The sequence below is a fragment of the Cobetia sp. PS-4MA genome (assembly GCF_057670765.1).
Map to the genome: position 1 here is coordinate 640,756 of NZ_CM173107.1, position 17,773 is coordinate 658,528.

Below are 17,773 nucleotides of genomic sequence, written 5' to 3' on the forward strand. Positions count from 1 at the left end.
ACGGGACGGGCATGAGAGGTTGGCATGGCGGATGAGCAAGGCAAGCGTCTGTTGATCGGTCTGATCGATCTGGTCGGTTCGCGGCGTGATGCGCTGGCGACGCTGTTGACAGATGAGCGTTGTGCAGTGGCGGCCTGTGACAGCATTGCAACGCTGCCCAGTGGGGTCGCGGTGGTGGTGGCGCATGTCGAGGCCGTGGCCAGTCAGGAGTGGGCGCGTCTCGCCGAGTGCCTGCCCACGGTGGTCGTGGCCGAGAGTCGCGGCGATGAATGCCTGTTGCCCGCGGTGGAGGCGGGGCTGGTGGATTATCTGATCGCCCCGCGTGAGCATGGCTCGGTGTTGCGCAGTCTGCTCAAGCGGGCGGCGGAGCATCACCAGCTCGCGCATGAACACGCCAAGGCCCGGGCGCGCCTCGAGGAGCTCAATGAGCATCTCGAGACGCATCTGGCGATGCTGCGTCAGGACCAGCTGGCCGGTGGGCAGATCCAGCAACGCTTGTTGCCGGAAAGTGGGCAGAGAATCAATGGCATCCGCTATGACTACTGCCTGTCGCCCTCGTTGTATCTGTCGGGAGATTTTCTCGAGTATCAGGCGATCGATGAGCGTTTCAGTCTGTTCTATTTCGCCGATGTCTCCGGGCATGGGGCGTCTTCGGCCTTCGTGACGGTGCTGCTCAAGCTATTGTTCGCGCGTGCGATTCGCCACTGGGAGGAACATACGCCGGAAACCTTCGGTCCTGAATGGCTGGCGTTGCTCAACCGTGAGCTGCTGGACAGTGGCATCGGCAAGCACGCGACCGTGCTGTGCGGCGTGATTGACCGTGAAGCGGCCACACTGCATTACACCCTGGGGGCCCAGCTGCCGATGCCGGTCCTGGTGACTCCGGAGGGTGGGATTCAGGTACTGGAAGGCAGCGGGCGCCCGGTAGGCCTCTTCCCAGGCACCCGCTATCCGGCGTATCGTGTGGCGCTTCCCGCGCGTTTCCGCCTGTGGCTGGCCAGTGATGGTGTGCTGGAGTGCCTGCCGGGCGAGGCGCTGGAGGAACGAACTCAAGCACTGCATCAACGGATACTGAGCAGTGAGGATGTGCAGGGATTGCGCCGCGGTCTGGCACTGGATGGTGAGCTGCCGGATGACCTTACCCTGATGACGCTGACAGGATTCCATGATGGATGAAGGACGTATCCAGGCCGTGTTCGATGACGGCCTGTTCGTGCTCAAGCTGTCGGGTGACGTACGCCTGACACTGTGTGCCACGCTGGACCAGCAGGTTCAACGCGTGGCAGCGGTCGATGGTCTGGAAAGCGTGATCATCGATCTGCGCGAAGCCACCAACATTGACTCCACTGCACTGGGCTTTCTGGCCAAGCTGGCACTGGCCGTGCGGGATCGTCTGATCCTGCCGGCCCAGGTGGTAGCGGCTCACCCTGATGTGATGACCATGCTCAAGGTCATGGGGTTCGATGAGGTGGCCAGTGTCGTGGATGCCAGTCAGCTGGCGGAGGCGGAGCAGGCCGAGCTGGACAGCTCGGGCTGTGATGACGCCACGGCGGAGGTGCCGGTCGAGGGTGGGGCAGAGGCCTCGGCGAGTCAGGAGCAGGCACTGCGCGGCCGTATTCTCGAGGCGCATCGTCTGTTGATGTGTCTCAATGGCCACAATCGCCTGCAGTTCCAGCCCTTGATCGAGCTTCTGGAGAGCGAGGAGCAGCGCCAGCCGCATTGACGATGCGGGGTATCGCCTGAACGCAAGAGCGCCTGCCGTGATTCACGGCAGGCGCTCTTCGTTGCTGCGCCAGAAACACGCCCTTGCTCGACAAGGGCGTGTTCTCGACGTCATGCTCAGTGGCTGCGCAGTTCGGCCAGCAGTGACTCGAGCTTGCGCTGATCCGCCATGAACTTGCGGATGCCTTCGCCCAGCTTCTCGGTGGCCATGGCATCTTCGTTCATGTCCCAGCGGAAGTTGGACTCGGTCAGCACTTCCGGCACGTTGCGCTCGGCATCGGCGGTCTGCAGGCGACGCGCCAGCGGGCCCGTGCTTTCGGCCAGCTCACCCAGCAGCGCCGGAGAGATGGTCAGGCGGTCGCAACCGGCCAGGGCTTCGATTTCCCCGGTGTTGCGGAAGCTGGCGCCCATCACGATGGTCTTGTAGCCGTGACCCTTGTAGTGCTCGTAGATGGCCTTGACGGACTTCACGCCCGGGTCGTTGTCGCCGCTGAAATCGGCATCCGGCTGGTTGGCCTTGTGCCAGTCGAGGATACGGCCGACGAAGGGCGAGATCAGCGTCACGCCGGCATCGGCGCAGGCCTGGGCCTGGGCGAAGCTGAACAGCAGCGTCAGGTTGGTACGGATGCCTTCACGCTCGAGCTTCTCGGCGGCGCGAATGCCTTCCCAGGTGGAGGCGGTCTTGATCAGGATGCGCTCCTGACCGACGCCATTGGCGGCGTAGCGCTCGATGATGCGATGCGCGCGACGGATGGTCTCGTCGGCATCGAAGGACAGGCGGGCGCTGACTTCGGTGGAGACATAGCCCGGTACCAGACCGGCGATCTCGGTGCCGATATCCACGGCCACGGCGTCCACGGCATCGTCGATGTCGGTGGCCTTGCGCGCGACCTCGGTCAGGCGCTCGCGACGCGACGGGTCCTGGGCGGCCTGCAGGATCAGCGACGGGTTGGTGGTAGCATCTGTGGGCGCGAAGCGACGAATCGCCTCGAGGTCACCGGTGTCGGCGACAACGGTGGTCATGTCCTTGAGTTGGGAGAGCTTGTCCTGTGCCATGCAAGAGTTTCCTGTACTGAGCGCGGGTCGTCCGATGACGACCTTCATGAAAAGGGAAGACGTGAAGGTCTGGGCTACGAAGCGGGAACGACATGGCCAGAGCCTCGACGATGATACTCCATCGGCCGTACCGCGGGGATGTCGTCGCTGTCGGTGTGAACATGATCACATGGATGTGACAACTTCTTCACGTTCGTTACCTCAACTGTATCAATTGTATGGCGGCGCGCCCACTGTCGCGGTCTACCGGCAGATGTGTCCGCTCATGCCTGCGACAGGCTGGCACCGAGGTGTCGGGGACCCAAGGAAGGTGAGGGGGCCGGTGAGCGGGCCGATGCCGGCACCTGGGTCCATGACGTGCCGCATCGTGAAGGATTCTTCAGCAGGCGCATGATCGCGCCGTTATCGTGAAACTCTCGGGAGGGGATGTGGACAAGCGTCAAACCCGTCAGCTGGCCTTGCTGGTCGCTGCCAACACCGCACTGGCCCCCTTGGCCATCGATGCCTATCTGCCGGCATTGCCGGCCATGGCGGAAGCGCTCGACACCAGCGTCCATCATACGGAGCTGTCGCTGTCGATCTTCCTGCTCGGCTTCTCGCTGGGGCAGTTGATCTTCGGGCCGCTGTCGGACCGCATCGGCCGCAAGCCGGTGTTGCTCTCCGGGATCTTCGTCTTCCTGCTGGCGAGTCTGGCGATCACCCAGGTCGACAGTCTCGAAGGCCTCTATGCGTTGCGATTCGTGCAGGCGCTGGGCGGCGGGGCCTCGGTGGTGAATTCCTCGGCGATCGTGCGTGACTGCTTCAGCGGGCGCGAGGCGGCCAAGGTGCTCTCGACCGTCGCGGTGATCATGATGCTGGCACCGCTGATCGCCCCGGCGATCGGCAGTCTGCTGCTGGGCTTGGCGGGCTGGTGGCTGATCTTCGCCTTCCTGGCCGCCTATGCCGCCTTCCTGCTGGTCGTGCTGCCTTTCCGGCTGCCGGAGACACGCCGCCATCGCGAAGTGGATGAGCCTCCGGCCAGCATCGCGCAGGTCGCTCGCGATTATGTCAGCGTGATGCGCCATGGCCCGGCGATGGGCTATGCCATTACCCAGGCGATGGGCTTCGGTGGCATGTTCGCCTTCATCACCGCCTCCCCGTATGTCTACATGGAGCACTTCGGTGTCACCGCCTCCTGGTACCCGGCGCTGTTCGGGGCCAACATCCTGTTCATGTTCACCGCCAATCGCCTCAACGTGCGCCTGCTGTCACGCATGTCGCCTCCACGGCTGCTGCGCATCGGGATCGGTATCCAGCTGCTCGCGGCCTGTCTGCTGGTGCTGGCATTGGCGCTGGGGCTGGATCATCTGGCGCTGATGGCACCCTTGCTGATGCTCTTCGTCGGGGCCAACGGCATGGTCGCTCCCAATGCGATTTCTTCCGCGCTCGAGTACTTCCCCCGTATCAGCGCCACCGCCAATGCCCTGATCGGCAGCCTGCAATTCGCCAGTGGTGCCTTGATCGGCATGCTGATCGCAGGGCTGGCGATGGACAGCCTGTGGCCGATGATCCTCGGCATGCTGGGCACGGCGCTGGTCAGCAATATCCTGCTGCGCGTGCTGGCGGGGCGTCGCGCCCTGGCGCGTCATGCCGCCCCCTCGGACTGAGGGTCATTGATCACACGGCGACTCGCGATGACTGTCACACGGTTGTCATGAATGCTTGGCAAAGTGCTCCTCGTAGACAAGAAGCCAACCTCAAGGCTCATTCTTTTCGCAAGGAGTTTCAGGCATGAAGGCGTTCCTCAAGTCAGGTCTCGCAGTCGCTGTTCTCGCCGCATCCGTCGGTGCAGCAGAAGCCCGTGAACAGCTGCGCATCGTCGGCTCTTCCACGGTCTATCCGTTCTCCAGCTATGTGGCGGAAGAGCTGGGTGCCACCAGCGACTTCCCGACGCCGGTCATCGAGTCCACCGGTTCCGGTGGCGGCATGAAGCTGTTCTGTGAAGGGGTCGGGGACAGCACGCCGGACATCACCAACGCTTCCCGCCGCATGAAGACGTCCGAGTTCGAGCGCTGTGAAGAGAATGGCGTGACCGACATCACCGAAGCGATGATCGGCTTCGATGGCATCGCCTTCGCTCAGGCGGTCGGTGATGGCGACATCAACCTGACGCGTGAGCAGATCACCCTGGCGGTCGCCGCTCAGGTGCCGGTCGATGGCAAGCTGGTCGACAACCCCTACACCAAGTGGTCCGAGATCGACTCCTCCCTGCCGGATCGCAAGATCACCGTCTATGGTCCGCCTTCCACGTCCGGTACGCGTGATGCCTTCGAAGAGCTGGTGATGGAAGTCTCCACCGAAGAGATGGAAGGCTACGGCGGTGAGGGTTACACCAACATCCGTCAGGACGGCCACTACATCGCGGCGGGTGAGAACGACAACCTGATCATCCAGAAACTGGTCGAGAACACCGATGCCTTCGGTATCTTCGGCTACTCCTTCCTGGAAGAGAACGCCGACAAGGTCGTCGGTGCCTCCATCGATGGCGTCCTGCCGGAAGCCGATGCCATCTCCTCCGGTGAGTACCCGGTGTCCCGCTCGCTGTTCTACTACGTGAAGAACCAGCACAAGGATGACGTGCCGGCGCAGCAGGCCTACAACGACCTGTTCATGAGCGAGAAGATGATCGGTGAGCTGGGCTACCTGAAGGGCATCGGCCTGATTCCCTTGCCCAAGGATGAGCGTGAAGCCCTGCGTGAGCAGGTGAAGAACCGCACCAAGCTGACCCTGGCTGACCTCAAGAAGTAACTGACGCAGCTGACCCACGACGCGGCCGGTTGCCATTGGCAGCCGGCCCGTTTGCATGACGGTCCGCAGGGATATCGGACAGGCAAGTTGCCTTCACTTTGCGGATAACGCGACTCCGGGACTCGAAAGATGCAGACTCAGCAGATCTTTCTCTTCTTCATTGGCATCGTGGCGCTGTCTGGCCTGATTGCCTTCTTCGTCGGCCGAGGCAAGGCGCAGAAGGTGCGTGCCAGCGGGGCAGAGATGTACGCCCAGCCGGATCAATACGGTTGGTTCACCGCCATCTCCTGTGCCGGCCCGGCACTGCTGGTCGGACTGGCCGCCGTACTGGCGATCGCCACGGCCGGGGTATCCATCGAGGGCGCCGAGCTGCTGGCTGCCAGCCTCGTCGTCGCAGGTGTCGGCATGCTCATCGGTCTGGCGCTGGTGAAGCCTGATTTTCACGCGCGCAATGCGATCGAGACATTGATTCGTTATGTGCTGATCGGGGCGGCGATGATCTCCATCGTCACGACGTTCGGCATTCTGGCTTCCATCATCTTCGAAGCCATCCGCTTCTTCCAGATGGAAAGCTTCTGGACCTTCATCACCGGCACCACCTGGGACCCGGGCAACAGCTTCCAGCTGGCAGCCGGCCGTGGCGAGGGCGTCGAGAGCACCGCCAACTTCGGGGCGGTTCCGCTGTTCGCCGGTACCTTCATGATCACCCTGATCGCCATGCTGGTGGCCATTCCCATCGGCCTGCTGGCAGCGGTCTACATGTCGGAATTCGCCCCGGAGCGCGTGCGTACCGTGGCCAAGCCTGTGCTGGAAGTGCTCGCCGGTATCCCGACCGTCGTCTATGGCTTCTTCGCCGCCATCACCGTGGCACCGCTGATCGTCGACATCTTCTCGCCGCTGGGTATCGAGGCGTCCTACAACAATGCTCTGGCGCCGGGACTGGTCATGGGCATCATGATCATTCCCTTCATCTCCTCACTGTCGGATGACGTCATCACCTCCGTGCCGGACACCATGCGTCAGGGGTCTCTGGCGCTGGGCATGACCCAGGGCGAGACCATCCGCAATGTCATCCTGCCGGCCGCGCTGCCGGGCATCATCTCGGCGTCACTGCTGGCCATGTCGCGTGCGCTGGGCGAGACGATGATCGTGGTGATGGCGGCGGGCATGCGTCCGAATCTGACCGCCAACCCGCTGGAAGACATGACCACCGTGACGGTGCGTATCGTTGCCGCGCTGACGGGAGACCAGGAATTCGCGAGTGCCGAGACATTGTCCGCCTTCGCGCTGGGTCTGGTGCTGTTCGTCGTCACCTTGCTGCTGAACATGGTCTCGGTGGTTCTCATCCGCCGCTTCCGTGAGAAGTACAGCGCCAACAATCTGTGAGGCCGAGACAAGACATGAGCCATTCCTTCGACGATATCTCGGCCCAGCTCAAGGGCCGTCATCGCCGCACTCAGCGCCTGAAGTACATGTCCATGGCGGCGCTGGCCCTGGCGGCAACCTTCCTGGTGGTGTTCATCGGCGACATGCTGATGCGCGGCTATCCGGCCTTCCAGCAGGCGGAGCTCAAGGTACCGGTCACCTACAGCGAGCAGTCACGCGAGATTCCGCTCGCGGCGGTGGAAGAGGATGTGCGTGAGCTGGTCAGCCGCGGCTGGCTGCGTCAGCTGCCACGCGAGATGAAGGCCAACCCGGAGCTGCTGGGCCAGACCCTCGAGACCTGGGTGATCGCGGACGACCGGGTGGATCAGTACCTCAAGGGCCACAAGGCGCATCTCAAGCCCAAGCAGATCGCCGTACTGGATCGCATGGTCGAGAACGGCACGGCCGAGCTCAAGTTCAACATCAACTTCTTCACCACCGGTGATTCCAAGATGCCGGAATATGCCGGTATCTGGTCGGCGGCGATGGGCACGATCCTGACGTTGCTGGTCACTCTGGCCTTCGCCTTCCCGGTCGGCGTGCTGACCGCGGTCTACCTGGAGGAGTTCGCGCCGGACAATCGCCTCACCCAGGCGATCGAGATCAACATCAACAATCTGGCGGCGGTGCCGTCGATCCTGTTCGGTCTGCTGGGCCTGGCGATCTTCATCAACTTCTTCGGCATGCCGCGCTCGTCCCCGCTGGTCGGTGGTCTGACGCTGGGGCTGATGACGCTGCCGGTGATCATTATCACCACCCGCTCCGCGTTGCGCAGCGTGCCGGACACCATTCGTCAGGCAGCCTTCGGCGTTGGCTGCTCGCGCTGGCAGGTCGTGCGGGATCACGTTCTGCCGCTGTCATTGCCGGGTATCCTGACGGGTTCCATCATCGGTCTGGCGCAGGCGATGGGGGAAACCGCTCCCTTGATCATCGTCGGCATGGTGGCCTTCATTCCGGATGCACCGACCTCCATCACCCAGGCGGCCACCGTGCTGCCGGCCCAGATCTTCACCTGGGCAGGTGAGCCGGAACAGGCCTACGTCGAGCGGACTGCGGCGGGCATCCTGGTGCTGCTGTCAGTGCTGATCTTCCTCAACGCCGCAGCCGTCATGCTGCGCAAGAAATTCGAGCGTCGCTGGTAGGTCGGTGGATCACGTCCCGCCGAGGCGGGACGCACGACATGACCAGACCCACGACTGAACAAGGAATACGAGACATGAACAGCACCGTCGCCACCCCCGCCAAGCCTGTCGCCATGGCACGCCCCGGCACACCGATCGTGACCAACGAAGAGGCCAATCATGAGCTGGCCATCCGTGTGGAAGACCTCAACCTGTGGTACGGCGAGAAGCAGGCGCTGAAGAACATCAACATCGACATCTTCCAGAAGAATGTCACCGCGTTGATCGGGCCGTCCGGGTGCGGCAAGTCGACCTTCCTGCGCTGCCTGAATCGCATGAATGACCTGATCCGCAGCGTGCGCATCGAGGGTCTGGTCGAGATGGACGGGCGTAACGTCAATGCCCGCAACATGGATGAAGTGGCACTGCGTCGCCGTGTCGGCATGGTGTTCCAGAAGCCGAACCCGTTCCCCAAGTCCATCTATGACAACATCGCCTATGCGCCGACCATGCACGACCTGGTCAGCCGTCGTGCCGACAAGGACGATCTGGTCGAGAGCGCGCTGCGTGATGCCGGCCTGTGGGAAGAGGTGAAGGACATTCTGGATCAGCCGGGTACCTCGCTGTCCGGTGGTCAGCAGCAGCGCCTGTGCATCGCGCGTGCGATCGCGGTCAAGCCGGACGTCATCCTGATGGATGAGCCGACCTCGGCGCTGGACCCGATTTCCACCGCGACCATCGAAGACCTGATGGACAAGCTGAAGACCCAGTTCTCCATCGTGACCGTGACCCACAACATGCAGCAGGCGGCGCGTGTCGCCGATTACACCGCCTTCTTCCACATGGGCGAGCTGATCGAGTACAACGACACCAAGACGATGTTCTCCAATCCGCACACCAAGAAGGCCGAGGACTACATCACCGGTCGCTACGGCTGAGGACTGGCGCCATCTCGGCGCGAATGGTTCCCGAAGATGGCAGAAGGCCCGGATCATGGATCCGGGCCTTCTGTCGTGTCTGGCGCTTGTCATGTCAGACGTGCTGGAACGCGAGGTCGGCTCAGCCCCCGTTCCCGGCTCAGCCTTCCAGCTCGACGGCGATCGCGGTGGCCTCACCGCCGCCGATGCACAGTGCCGCGATGCCGCGCTTCTTGCCGCGGCGTTCCAGCGCATTGATCAGGGTGACGATGATGCGTGATCCGGTGGAGCCCACCGGGTGACCCTGGGCGCAGGCACCCCCGAAGACATTGACCTTGTCGTGCGGGATGTCGTGGGCATCCATCGCCAGCAGTGTCACCACGGTGAAGGCCTCGTTGATCTCGAACAGATCGACATCCTCGGTGGTCCACTCCAGTCGCTTCATCAGCGAATCGATGGCCCCGATGGGGGCCAGCGTGAATTCGCTGGGGTGCTGGGAGTGGGTGCTGTGACCGAGGATACGGGCCTTGACGGCCAGGCCACGACGCTCGGCCTCATCACGTCGGGTCAGCACCAGGGCCGAGGCACCGTCAGAGATGGAGCTGGCATTGGCGGCAGTGATGGTGCCGTCCTTGGCAAATACCGGACGCAGCGTGGGAATCTTGTCGAGGTTGGCCTGGAAGGGTTGTTCATCCTGCTCGACGAGACTCTCGCCCTTGCGGCTCTTGACCGTCACCGGCGCGATTTCCGGGGCGATGTCGCCGGCCTCGGTGGCGGCCATGGCGCGCTTGAGTGATTCGATGGCGAAGTCATCCATGCGCTGGCGATCATAGCCACGCGCATCGGCCACTTCCTGGGCGAACACGCCCATCAGCTTGCCGGTCTCGGCGTCTTCCAGGCCATCGAAGAACATGTGGTCCTTCAGTTCTCCATGCCCGAGGCGATAGCCGCCGCGTGCCTGGGTGAGCAGGTGTGGGGCATTGGACATCGATTCCATGCCACCCGCCAGCATGATGCGGTTGGTGCCGGCACGGATCAGGTCGTGCGCGAGCATGGTGGCTTTCATGCCGGAACCGCACAGCTTGTTGATGGTGGTCGCGCCGATGTTGTCCGGGACTCCGGCCTGGCGCATGGCCTGACGTGCCGGGCCTTGCTTGACGCCTGCCGGCAGTACGCAGCCGAAGATGCCCTCATCGATATCGGCGGGTGTCAGGCCTGAGCGTTCGATGGCAGCCTTGATGGCCACGGCGGCGAGCTGCGGTGCGCTGAGGCTGGAAAGCGAGCCCTGCAATCCGCCCATCGGCGTGCGCGCCCCGGACAGGATCACGATGTCGTCAGCGGCGGTGGTGGGGCTTGGCGTGGTGCGGGAAGCGGTCGTCATGACGGTCTCCAGTGTCTTGTTATTGGAAGATCACCTGTGGCGTTCGGCGTTGTGATCACTGCGTGGCTGTGCTTTGATCCATTCAATCCCATAAACCAAGCAAGCGCTAGTTATACGATGAATGTAGCCACCGCCTCACCCCGTCGCAAGGAGCTGGTACGCATCGCCGCCCGTCTGTTCGTGGAGGAGGGCTTCGATCGCACCACCGTTCGCATGTTGGCCCAGGAAATGGGCATCAAGTCCGGCAGCCTGTTCCATCACTTCGCTGACAAGCAGGAAATCCTGTGCGCGGTGATCGAGGAGGGCATGTTCAGCGCACTGGCCATCGCGCGTGAGCATCTCGCGCGGCTGGAAGCCGGCTCAGCCCCCGCATCACGGCATCAGCAGGCGCGAGAGCGCTTGCTGGCATTGGCGCGGGCGCATCTGGAAACCCTGCTGACGGACCGCAATGCGCATGTCGTGGCGCTCTACGAATGGCGTCGCCTCGAGCAAGCCTCGCGGGAGCATCTCGTGCATCTGCGTGACGAGTATGAAGCCCTGTGGCGCGACGCCATCGAGGCGGCCGTCGCCGCGGGACTGCTCAAGGGAGATGCTCTGCTTCTGCGCCAGTTCATGCTGGGGGCGCTCAACTGGAGCGTACGCTGGTACCGTCCCGAGGGTGAGCGTTCCCCGGATGAGCTGGCCGAGGCGCTGGTCGACAGCCTGTGTCGTCTTCCCTGAGCGAGCGTCTGCTACACGGCGTCCGTTACACGGCGTCTGCAACTTTCGGCCAGTCGAGCGCCACAATGCTTGCCGCACGACAGGCTTGTCGCTAACTTGACGTTTACGTTAACTGTAGATGGACTGACGCCCAGCCATCTCGATCCGCCCCGGAGCGCCACTCAGGAGCCAGTCACGCCATGACGCCAAGCGATACAACAACAAACCGCACGTCACGCGCCGCCTCTGCTGCATATGTCGCTACATCTGCCGCAACATCTGACGAACCTGCGAATTCATCCGCCATGCAACCCGCTGCCAGCCAGACGCTGAGCGAGTATCTGGAACATTTCGACATCGACGCGTTGCGCGATGAACTCCTGACGTCCTCCGGGCAAGGGCACATGGGCAATGCCTTTGACGCCTGCATCGGTCGGCACCTGCGCGCCGGGCAGGGCGAGCGCATCGCTCTGGTCCACGAGGATGAGCATGGCAAGGTACGCACGCTCAGCTACGCCGAACTGGATCTCGAGAGTGCTCGCATGGCCACGGCGCTGGCTGCGCAGGGCGTCGGACCCGGCGAGCGCGTGGCCTGCATGCTGTCGCGTACGCCTGAGCTTCTGATCGCGCTGGCCGCCACCTGGCGATTGGGCGCCATCTATCAGCCGCTGTTCACGGCCTTCGGAACGGATGCGCTCGCCTACCGTCTGTCGCGCGCCGAGACCAGTGTCGTGATCACCGAGTCCGGTCAGCGTGCCAAGTTCAGGGCGCTTGCGAGCCATCCACCGATCATCTGCGTGCGCGGGGAGGGGGAGGCACTGGATGAGGGGGATCTGGACTGGCAGGCCCTGATGCAAAGCGAGCCCCTGGCGCAACCGCCCGTACAATTGCCGAGTGATGCACCCTTCCTGCAGATGTTCACCTCCGGCACGGTCGGCAAGCCCAAGGGGGTGGCGGTGGCACTGAATGCGCTGCCGGCCTTCTGGCTCTATCAGCGGCTGGCAGTGGATCTGCGCCCCGGCGAGCGCTTCTGGAACATGGCCGACCCCGGCTGGGCCTACGGGCTTTACTACGGGATCACGGCACCTCTGTTGCTGGGTGCCACCACCTACTTCATGCAAGCTCCCTTCAGCGCGCAGGGCGGGCTGGACTTCCTGCAGCGCCACGCCATCGACAACTTCGCGGCGGCGCCCACGGCCTATCGGATGCTCAAGGCCTCCGGGCTCGGGGAGGGGGCCTTCGAGCGCCTGACGCTGCGCGTGGCGAGCTCGGCCGGCGAGCCGCTCAATACCGAGGTGGTGGGCTGGGTCGCCCGTGAGCTTGGCTGCACGGTGATGGATCACTACGGTCAGACCGAAGTCGGCATGGTCTGCTGCAATCATCATGCTCTGGCGCATGAGGTGGTCATCGGCAGCGTCGGCTTCCCCTTGCCCGGCTATCGCCTGGCCGTGCTGGACGCCGAATATCGGGAGCTTGCGCCCGGTGAACCGGGCGTGCTGGCGGTGGATATCGCCAATTCCCCTGCCTATTTCTTCTCCGGCTATACCTGGCAGGAGAAACAGCCCTGTGTCGAAGGCTATTACCTGACCGGGGATGTGGTCGTCGCGGAGCCTGATGGTCGCTTCACCTTCGCCGGCCGTGACGACGACATCATCACCACCTCGGGTTATCGGGTCGGCCCGGCGGATGTCGAGAACGCCATCCTTGCCCATCCCGCCGTCGCGGAATCCGCGGCGGTCGGCAAGCCGGATGACCTGCGCGGCGAGATCATCAAGGCCTACGTGGTGCTGCGCGACGGACATGTCGGGGATGAAGCCCTCGCCGAGGCAATACGCAGCGAAGTACGCCAGCGGCTATCAGGCCACAGCTATCCCCGCGAGATCAGCTTCGTGGACCACCTGCCCAAGACACCCTCGGGCAAGATCCAGCGATTCCTGCTGCGCGCCGAAGCTCGCGAGGAGTAAGACCCGCAGCTGCCGCTACGCCCCTTGCGGGCTGTCGCAGGATGATCGTTATTGAACGACCCGGCAGCGGATGCGCCGGGTGCCATCTGGAGAGTCATGCATGAAGATTGCCGAGCACTGCTTCCTGATCACGGGTGCCGCCTCCGGCCTGGGGGCTGCCACAGCGGACCGTCTGGTGGCCGCCGGTGGACGCGTCGTACTGGCTGACATCTCCGAGGCCGCACGCGAGCATGCCGCGGCACTCGGTGCGTCGGCACGCTTCTGCCATTGCGATATCACCGATTCCGAGAGCGTGAGCGCGGCGCTGGATGTCGCCGAGCAGAGCTTCGGAGCCCTTCATGGCGTGATCCACTGCGCGGGCGTGGTGAGCGTCGCCAAGCTGGTGGATCGCGAGGGGGAACCGGCGCCGCTGGAAGGGTTCGAGAAGACCCTGGCCATCAATCTGAGCGGTACCTTCAACGTGGCGCGTCTCGTGGCGGCCCGCATGGCGCGCAATGTGGCCGAGGGGGAAGACGGAGAGCGCGGCATCATTCTCAACACCGCTTCGGTCGCGGCCTTCGATGGCCAGATAGGGCAATGTGCCTACAGTGCTTCCAAGGCCGGGGTGGCAGGCATGACCCTGCCGATGGCACGCGAACTGGCGCGTCACGGCATTCGCGTGATGGCGATTGCCCCTGGCGTGTTCGAGACACCGATGATGGCAGGCATTCCAGAGCCTGCTCGCGAGGCGCTGTGCGAGGCCGTTCCGTTTCCCAAGCGCCTGGGGCGGCCCGATGAATTCGCTCGCCTGGCCGAACACATCATCACCAACGGCATGCTCAATGGGGAAGTGATCCGTCTCGACGGCAGCATCCGCATGGCCTGAGCCTGCCGTCTCGCGATCACGCACGACGACCTGAAAGCAAGGAATCTCTGGGGGAGATATTGCTCGACCACATGAGTGGTCGGGCTTTTTTGTGTCCGCGTGCCACCAATGTCTCACGGCCACGATCAAACGATCGCTTGACTGACGATCGGGGTGGCGCTAATTTCAAACGAATGTTTGATAGTGGTCGGGTCGATCCCGCGAAAGGATCCCGCTGCCACGGCCCCATTCATGTGCATAGCCACCATTTCCCGCTTTCAGATGCTCGGAAGTGGCTGTGTCAGGTCATCGCCGCCGCGTCGCGACGGCACAAGGAGTACAGCATGCCCGACTATCAGGCGCCCTTGCGCGATATTCGCTTCGTGATGAATGAGCTGCTCGACTACCCCGCGCATTACGCCCGCCTGCCGGGTGGCGAAGATGCCAGTGATGACATCGTCAGCGCGATTCTCGAGGAAGGGGCACGCTTTGCCAACGAGGTGCTGACGCCGCTCAACCAGTCGGGCGATCTCGAGGGCTGTACCTTCGAGGGGGGAGAGGTGAAGGCGCCGCGTGGCTTCAAGGCCGCCTATCAGCAGTATGTCGAGGGCGGTTGGCCGAGTCTGGCAGCCTCACCGGAGCATGGTGGCCAGGGCCTGCCGCCGTCTCTGGCGATGGTGCTCTCGGAAATGGTCGCCTCCGCCAACCTCTCGTGGGGCATGTATCCGGGGTTGTCACATGGCGCGATGAACGCCCTTGAGCACCATGGCAGCGAGGTGCTCAAGCAGACCTATCTGACCAAGCTGGTCGAAGGCCGCTGGACCGGCACCATGTGCCTGACCGAACCGCACTGTGGCACGGATCTGGGGCTGATCAAGACCCGCGCCGTGCCACTGGATGACGCCGATGGCAGCAAGGGGTACGCCATCAGCGGTACCAAGATCTTCATCTCCGCCGGCGAACACGATCTCTCGGAGAACATCGTGCATCTGGTGCTGGCCAAGTTGCCGGACGCGCCGGAAGGCTCACGCGGCATCTCGCTGTTCGTGGTGCCGAAGTTCCTGCCGGATGCCAGTGGCGAGGCCGGAGAGCGCAACGGTGTCAGCTGTGGCTCCATCGAGCACAAGATGGGCATTCACGGCAACGCGACCTGCGTGATGAACTTCGACTCCGCCACAGGTTTCTTGGTCGGCCCGCCGCACAAGGGGCTGGCCTGCATGTTCACCATGATGAATGCCGCGCGGCTTGGCGTGGGTATCCAGGGCGTGGCGCTGGCCGAGGCCAGCTTCCAGAATGCGCTGAGCTATGCACGAGACCGTCTGCAGATGCGAGCTCTCTCGGGGACCAAGGCACCGGAGAAGGCAGCCGACCCGATCATCGTGCACCCGGACGTACGGCGCATGCTGCTGACCCAGAAGGCCATCGCCGAGGGCGGACGCATGCTGGTGATGTACGCCGCCCAGCTCAATGATCTTGTCGAGAATGCGCCGGACAGCGCAGAAAAGACTCGTGCCGACACGCTGTTGGGCCTGCTGACGCCCATCGTCAAGGCCTTCCTGACCGAGACCGGCTTCGAGGCGACCAACCATGGGGTGCAGGTGTTCGGTGGCCACGGCTTCATCCAGGAGTGGGGCATGGAGCAGTTCGTGCGCGATGCCCGCATCACGCTGCTCTATGAAGGCACCACCGGTATCCAGGCGCTGGACCTGCTGGGACGCAAGATCCTGATGAGCCAGGGCGAGTCGCTCAAGGTCTTCACCAAGGAGATCCACAAGTTCTGTCAGGCCAGCGAAGGCAGCGAATTTGCCTCGCCACTTGCGGAGCTCAACCGCGAATGGGGTGAGCTGACCATGGCGGTCGGCATGGGGGCGATGCAGGACCGCGAGGCGGTCGGTGCTGCCAGTGTCGATTATCTGATGTATGCCGGTTACGTCACGCTGGGCTACCTGTGGGCGCGTGCCGGTGAGACCGCCAGGGCAGCGCTGGCATCTGGCACGGGAGACGCGACCTTCTACCAGGCCAAGCTGGATACCGCACGCTTCTACTTCCAGCGCATCCTGCCGCGTACCCAGGGGCATGCCGCGATGATTCGTGCCGGCGGCGAGACGCTGATGGCACCTGCGGTGGAGGGCTTCGGCAGCGGGTTCGAGATCTGATCTCACGTCCACACGCTGAATTCGGTCTGTTTGTCAGGCAATCATGTGCCTCCAGTCAGTGCGCTCTGACTCGGATTTCTCGGGGAGACTTCGGTCTCCCCTTTTTTGTGGCGGGTCATTCCTGCACGGGGTCGCGCCGGTCTGCAGAACATTCTCTTCTCTTTGTGTCCCGCGCTTGGCTTGTGACGGTCAGACGCCCAAGATAGTCGCAGTGACAGCCTGTCCCGCCCAGTGCGCGGGAGATGACATGCGGGACTCAATTTGCAGTAACTGACAGGATAGGTGGCGCAGGATGCAGGCTAACGATACCCCTGAAGAGGCCGCGCAGGAGTCAGGGCGGTCCTCCCGCTCTGAGCAGGCCTCATCGAGGCCCGAAGTGCCGAGCAGTGAGGGCGGCGACGACGCGCATGACATGATGGTGGGTGAGCCTAGCGGTGTCAGCGAAGGCACTTCCGCCGAGGAGGCCGTGGCACGCATGCAGGTGCCGCGAGACGAGCGTCAGCAGGAAGCGCTGGAGCTTTCCGGGCGTTCTCGCCATGTCCCCAAGGTCCGCAAGGCGCTGGAGATCCATCCGCTGCTGGTCGGCATGGCCGCGCTGGTGGTGATCATCGGTGGCCTCAAGATGGCGGCAGACCTGGTGGTCCCCCTGCTGATGGCGGTGTTTGTCGCGGCGGTCTGCGATGCGCCGGTGCGCTGGCTGGCCCGACACGGCATCGGCCAGCGTTTCGGGGTGCCCATCGTCATCCTGACGGTCTGCATCCTGTTTTCCTCGCTGGCGGCCTTGCTGGTCTCACGCTTCACCCTGTTCAGCGATGAGATGCCCAAGCTGGAGGAAAGTCTGCGGGAGCAGTATCAGAGCATGCTGGAATGGCTGGCAGGCCACGGCGTCTCCATCGCGCCGGCGCGCTTCAGTGAGCTGGTGGATCCGGCATCGCTGACGCAATGGGTGCCCAACCTGCTCACCGGGCTGGGCGGTCTGCTGTCTTCCAGTGTCATCATCGTGCTGACGGCCACCTTCCTGTTGTACGAAGCCCTGTCGCTGCGTGACAAGCTGATCACCACCCTGCGCAGCCCGCATGTCAGCCTGCGCCGCTTTACGCTGTTCTCGTTGACGCTGCGACGTTATCTGGCGGTCAAGACGTTGATCAGTCTGGTGACCGGTGCGCTGGTCGGCATCAGCTGTCTGGCACTGGATGTGGAGTTCGCCTTCCTGTGGGCCACGCTGGCCTTCTGCCTCAACTACATTCCCAACATCGGGTCGGCGCTGGCCGCGGTGCCGGCAGTATTGCTGACGCTGGTGATGCCGGAGGGTGGGGCGGTCAAGGCGTTGATGCTGGGCGGCTGCTACCTGGCGATCAATTTCATTCTCGGCAACATGATCGAGCCGCGCGTGATGGGGCGGACGCTGGGGCTGTCGACACTGGCCGCCTTCCTGTCACTGGTGGTGTGGGGCTGGGTGTTCGGCCCGGTGGGGATGCTGTTGTCGGTGCCGATCACCATGACGCTCAAGATCGCCTTCGACTCGCACCCGGGCACGCGCTGGGCGGCACGCCTGCTGGGACCCTCCGCCAGACGCATTCGACGTCGCCGACGCATGGCGGAGGAATAGCGCGTCGGCAAGGCGTGTCTTCGCGGGCTCGATGAGCCCGCGCCCCTCTGAATGCAGAAGGGAATGCAGAAGGCCCCGTCACGTTGAGCGTG

14 protein-coding genes are annotated in these 17,773 nt (G+C 63.5%); 12 read left to right on the plus strand and 2 right to left on the minus strand.

The features are described from left to right. The first annotated feature begins 24 nt into the window (after positions 1 to 24). Together AC26AR_RS02730 and AC26AR_RS02735 are read left to right on the plus strand one after the other, a co-directional pair. Positions 25 to 1,176, plus strand: a complete 1,152-nt coding sequence (locus tag AC26AR_RS02730; RefSeq protein WP_084209291.1) for a PP2C family protein-serine/threonine phosphatase — start codon at positions 25 to 27, stop codon at positions 1,174 to 1,176. Continuing rightward, positions 1,169 to 1,723: an STAS domain-containing protein gene (locus AC26AR_RS02735; protein ID WP_084209290.1), complete on the plus strand. Its 555-nt coding sequence runs from the start codon at positions 1,169 to 1,171 to the stop codon at positions 1,721 to 1,723. Before AC26AR_RS02730 ends, AC26AR_RS02735 begins: the two co-directional genes overlap by 8 nt. Positions 1,724 to 1,839: 116 nt before the next feature. On the opposite strand, the gene tal is transcribed toward AC26AR_RS02735, so the two are convergent. Beyond that, a complete protein-coding gene (tal, locus tag AC26AR_RS02740) occupies positions 1,840 to 2,778 on the minus strand; it encodes a transaldolase (RefSeq protein WP_488107514.1) in 939 nt (312 codons plus the stop codon). Between the two features lie 428 nt (positions 2,779 to 3,206). On the opposite strand from tal, the gene AC26AR_RS02745 reads away from it, so the two are divergent. The 5 genes from AC26AR_RS02745 (at position 3,207) to pstB (ending at position 9,049) form a co-directional block, all read left to right on the plus strand. Then, positions 3,207 to 4,424, plus strand: coding sequence for a Bcr/CflA family multidrug efflux MFS transporter (locus AC26AR_RS02745; protein ID WP_488107515.1), 1,218 nt, complete (start codon positions 3,207 to 3,209; stop codon positions 4,422 to 4,424). Between the two features lie 124 nt (positions 4,425 to 4,548). Further along, on the plus strand, positions 4,549 to 5,565 hold the full coding sequence (locus AC26AR_RS02750; protein ID WP_077379285.1) for a substrate-binding domain-containing protein: 1,017 nt from the start codon (positions 4,549 to 4,551) through the stop codon (positions 5,563 to 5,565). A 129-nt stretch (positions 5,566 to 5,694) separates the two neighbouring features. After that, positions 5,695 to 6,951 carry a phosphate ABC transporter permease subunit PstC gene (pstC, locus tag AC26AR_RS02755; RefSeq protein ID WP_077379287.1) on the plus strand — a complete coding sequence of 419 codons (1,257 nt, stop codon included), beginning with the start codon at positions 5,695 to 5,697 and terminating at the stop codon, positions 6,949 to 6,951. 14 nt (positions 6,952 to 6,965) lie between these two features. After that, positions 6,966 to 8,132, plus strand: a complete 1,167-nt coding sequence (gene pstA / locus AC26AR_RS02760) for a phosphate ABC transporter permease PstA (RefSeq protein WP_077379289.1) — start codon at positions 6,966 to 6,968, stop codon at positions 8,130 to 8,132. A 113-nt stretch (positions 8,133 to 8,245) separates the two neighbouring features. Next, the gene (gene pstB, locus AC26AR_RS02765; RefSeq protein ID WP_488107874.1) at positions 8,246 to 9,049 is read left to right on the plus strand and encodes a phosphate ABC transporter ATP-binding protein PstB; all 804 of its coding nucleotides are present in this window, start codon (positions 8,246 to 8,248) and stop codon (positions 9,047 to 9,049) included. A 139-nt stretch (positions 9,050 to 9,188) separates the two neighbouring features. Here pstB and AC26AR_RS02770 read toward each other — a convergent pair whose 3' ends face one another. Then, positions 9,189 to 10,409: an acetyl-CoA C-acyltransferase gene (locus AC26AR_RS02770; RefSeq protein WP_488107516.1), complete on the minus strand. Its 1,221-nt coding sequence runs from the start codon at positions 10,407 to 10,409 to the stop codon at positions 9,189 to 9,191. A gap of 117 nt (positions 10,410 to 10,526) precedes the next feature. Between AC26AR_RS02770 and AC26AR_RS02775 the strand changes: the two genes are divergently transcribed. The 5 genes from AC26AR_RS02775 (at position 10,527) to AC26AR_RS02795 (ending at position 17,681) form a co-directional block, all read left to right on the plus strand. Continuing rightward, positions 10,527 to 11,129 carry a TetR/AcrR family transcriptional regulator gene (locus AC26AR_RS02775; RefSeq protein ID WP_054555392.1) on the plus strand — a complete coding sequence of 201 codons (603 nt, stop codon included), beginning with the start codon at positions 10,527 to 10,529 and terminating at the stop codon, positions 11,127 to 11,129. Between the two features lie 284 nt (positions 11,130 to 11,413). Further along, on the plus strand, positions 11,414 to 13,072 hold the full coding sequence (locus AC26AR_RS02780; RefSeq protein WP_084209287.1) for an AMP-binding protein: 1,659 nt from the start codon (positions 11,414 to 11,416) through the stop codon (positions 13,070 to 13,072). Between the two features lie 100 nt (positions 13,073 to 13,172). Continuing rightward, a complete protein-coding gene (locus AC26AR_RS02785) occupies positions 13,173 to 13,937 on the plus strand; it encodes an SDR family NAD(P)-dependent oxidoreductase (RefSeq protein ID WP_488107517.1) in 765 nt (254 codons plus the stop codon). 323 nt (positions 13,938 to 14,260) lie between these two features. Further along, entirely contained in the window at positions 14,261 to 16,072 is a 1,812-nt protein-coding gene (locus AC26AR_RS02790; RefSeq protein WP_488107518.1) for an acyl-CoA dehydrogenase C-terminal domain-containing protein, read from the plus strand. A gap of 376 nt (positions 16,073 to 16,448) precedes the next feature. Further along, positions 16,449 to 17,681, plus strand: coding sequence for an AI-2E family transporter (locus AC26AR_RS02795; RefSeq protein ID WP_254696415.1), 1,233 nt, complete (start codon positions 16,449 to 16,451; stop codon positions 17,679 to 17,681). The last annotated feature ends 92 nt before the right edge of the window (positions 17,682 to 17,773 follow it).

Bases quoted from the DNA above. Each gene is read 5' to 3' on its own strand.
- AC26AR_RS02780 (WP_084209287.1), top strand. From the start codon at position 11,414: ATGCAACCCGCTGCCAGCCAGACGCTGAGCGAGTATCTGGAACATTTC.
- AC26AR_RS02790 (WP_488107518.1), top strand. From the start codon at position 14,261: ATGCCCGACTATCAGGCGCCCTTGCGCGATATTCGCTTCGTGATGAAT.
- tal (WP_488107514.1), bottom strand. From the start codon at position 2,778: ATGGCACAGGACAAGCTCTCCCAACTCAAGGACATGACCACCGTTGTC.
- AC26AR_RS02730 (WP_084209291.1), top strand. From the start codon at position 25: ATGGCGGATGAGCAAGGCAAGCGTCTGTTGATCGGTCTGATCGATCTG.
- AC26AR_RS02775 (WP_054555392.1), top strand. From the start codon at position 10,527: ATGAATGTAGCCACCGCCTCACCCCGTCGCAAGGAGCTGGTACGCATC.
- pstA (WP_077379289.1), top strand. From the start codon at position 6,966: ATGAGCCATTCCTTCGACGATATCTCGGCCCAGCTCAAGGGCCGTCAT.
- AC26AR_RS02770 (WP_488107516.1), bottom strand. From the start codon at position 10,409: ATGACGACCGCTTCCCGCACCACGCCAAGCCCCACCACCGCCGCTGAC.
- pstC (WP_077379287.1), top strand. From the start codon at position 5,695: ATGCAGACTCAGCAGATCTTTCTCTTCTTCATTGGCATCGTGGCGCTG.
- AC26AR_RS02785 (WP_488107517.1), top strand. From the start codon at position 13,173: ATGAAGATTGCCGAGCACTGCTTCCTGATCACGGGTGCCGCCTCCGGC.
- AC26AR_RS02750 (WP_077379285.1), top strand. From the start codon at position 4,549: ATGAAGGCGTTCCTCAAGTCAGGTCTCGCAGTCGCTGTTCTCGCCGCA.
- pstB (WP_488107874.1), top strand. From the start codon at position 8,246: ATGGCACGCCCCGGCACACCGATCGTGACCAACGAAGAGGCCAATCAT.
- AC26AR_RS02735 (WP_084209290.1), top strand. From the start codon at position 1,169: ATGGATGAAGGACGTATCCAGGCCGTGTTCGATGACGGCCTGTTCGTG.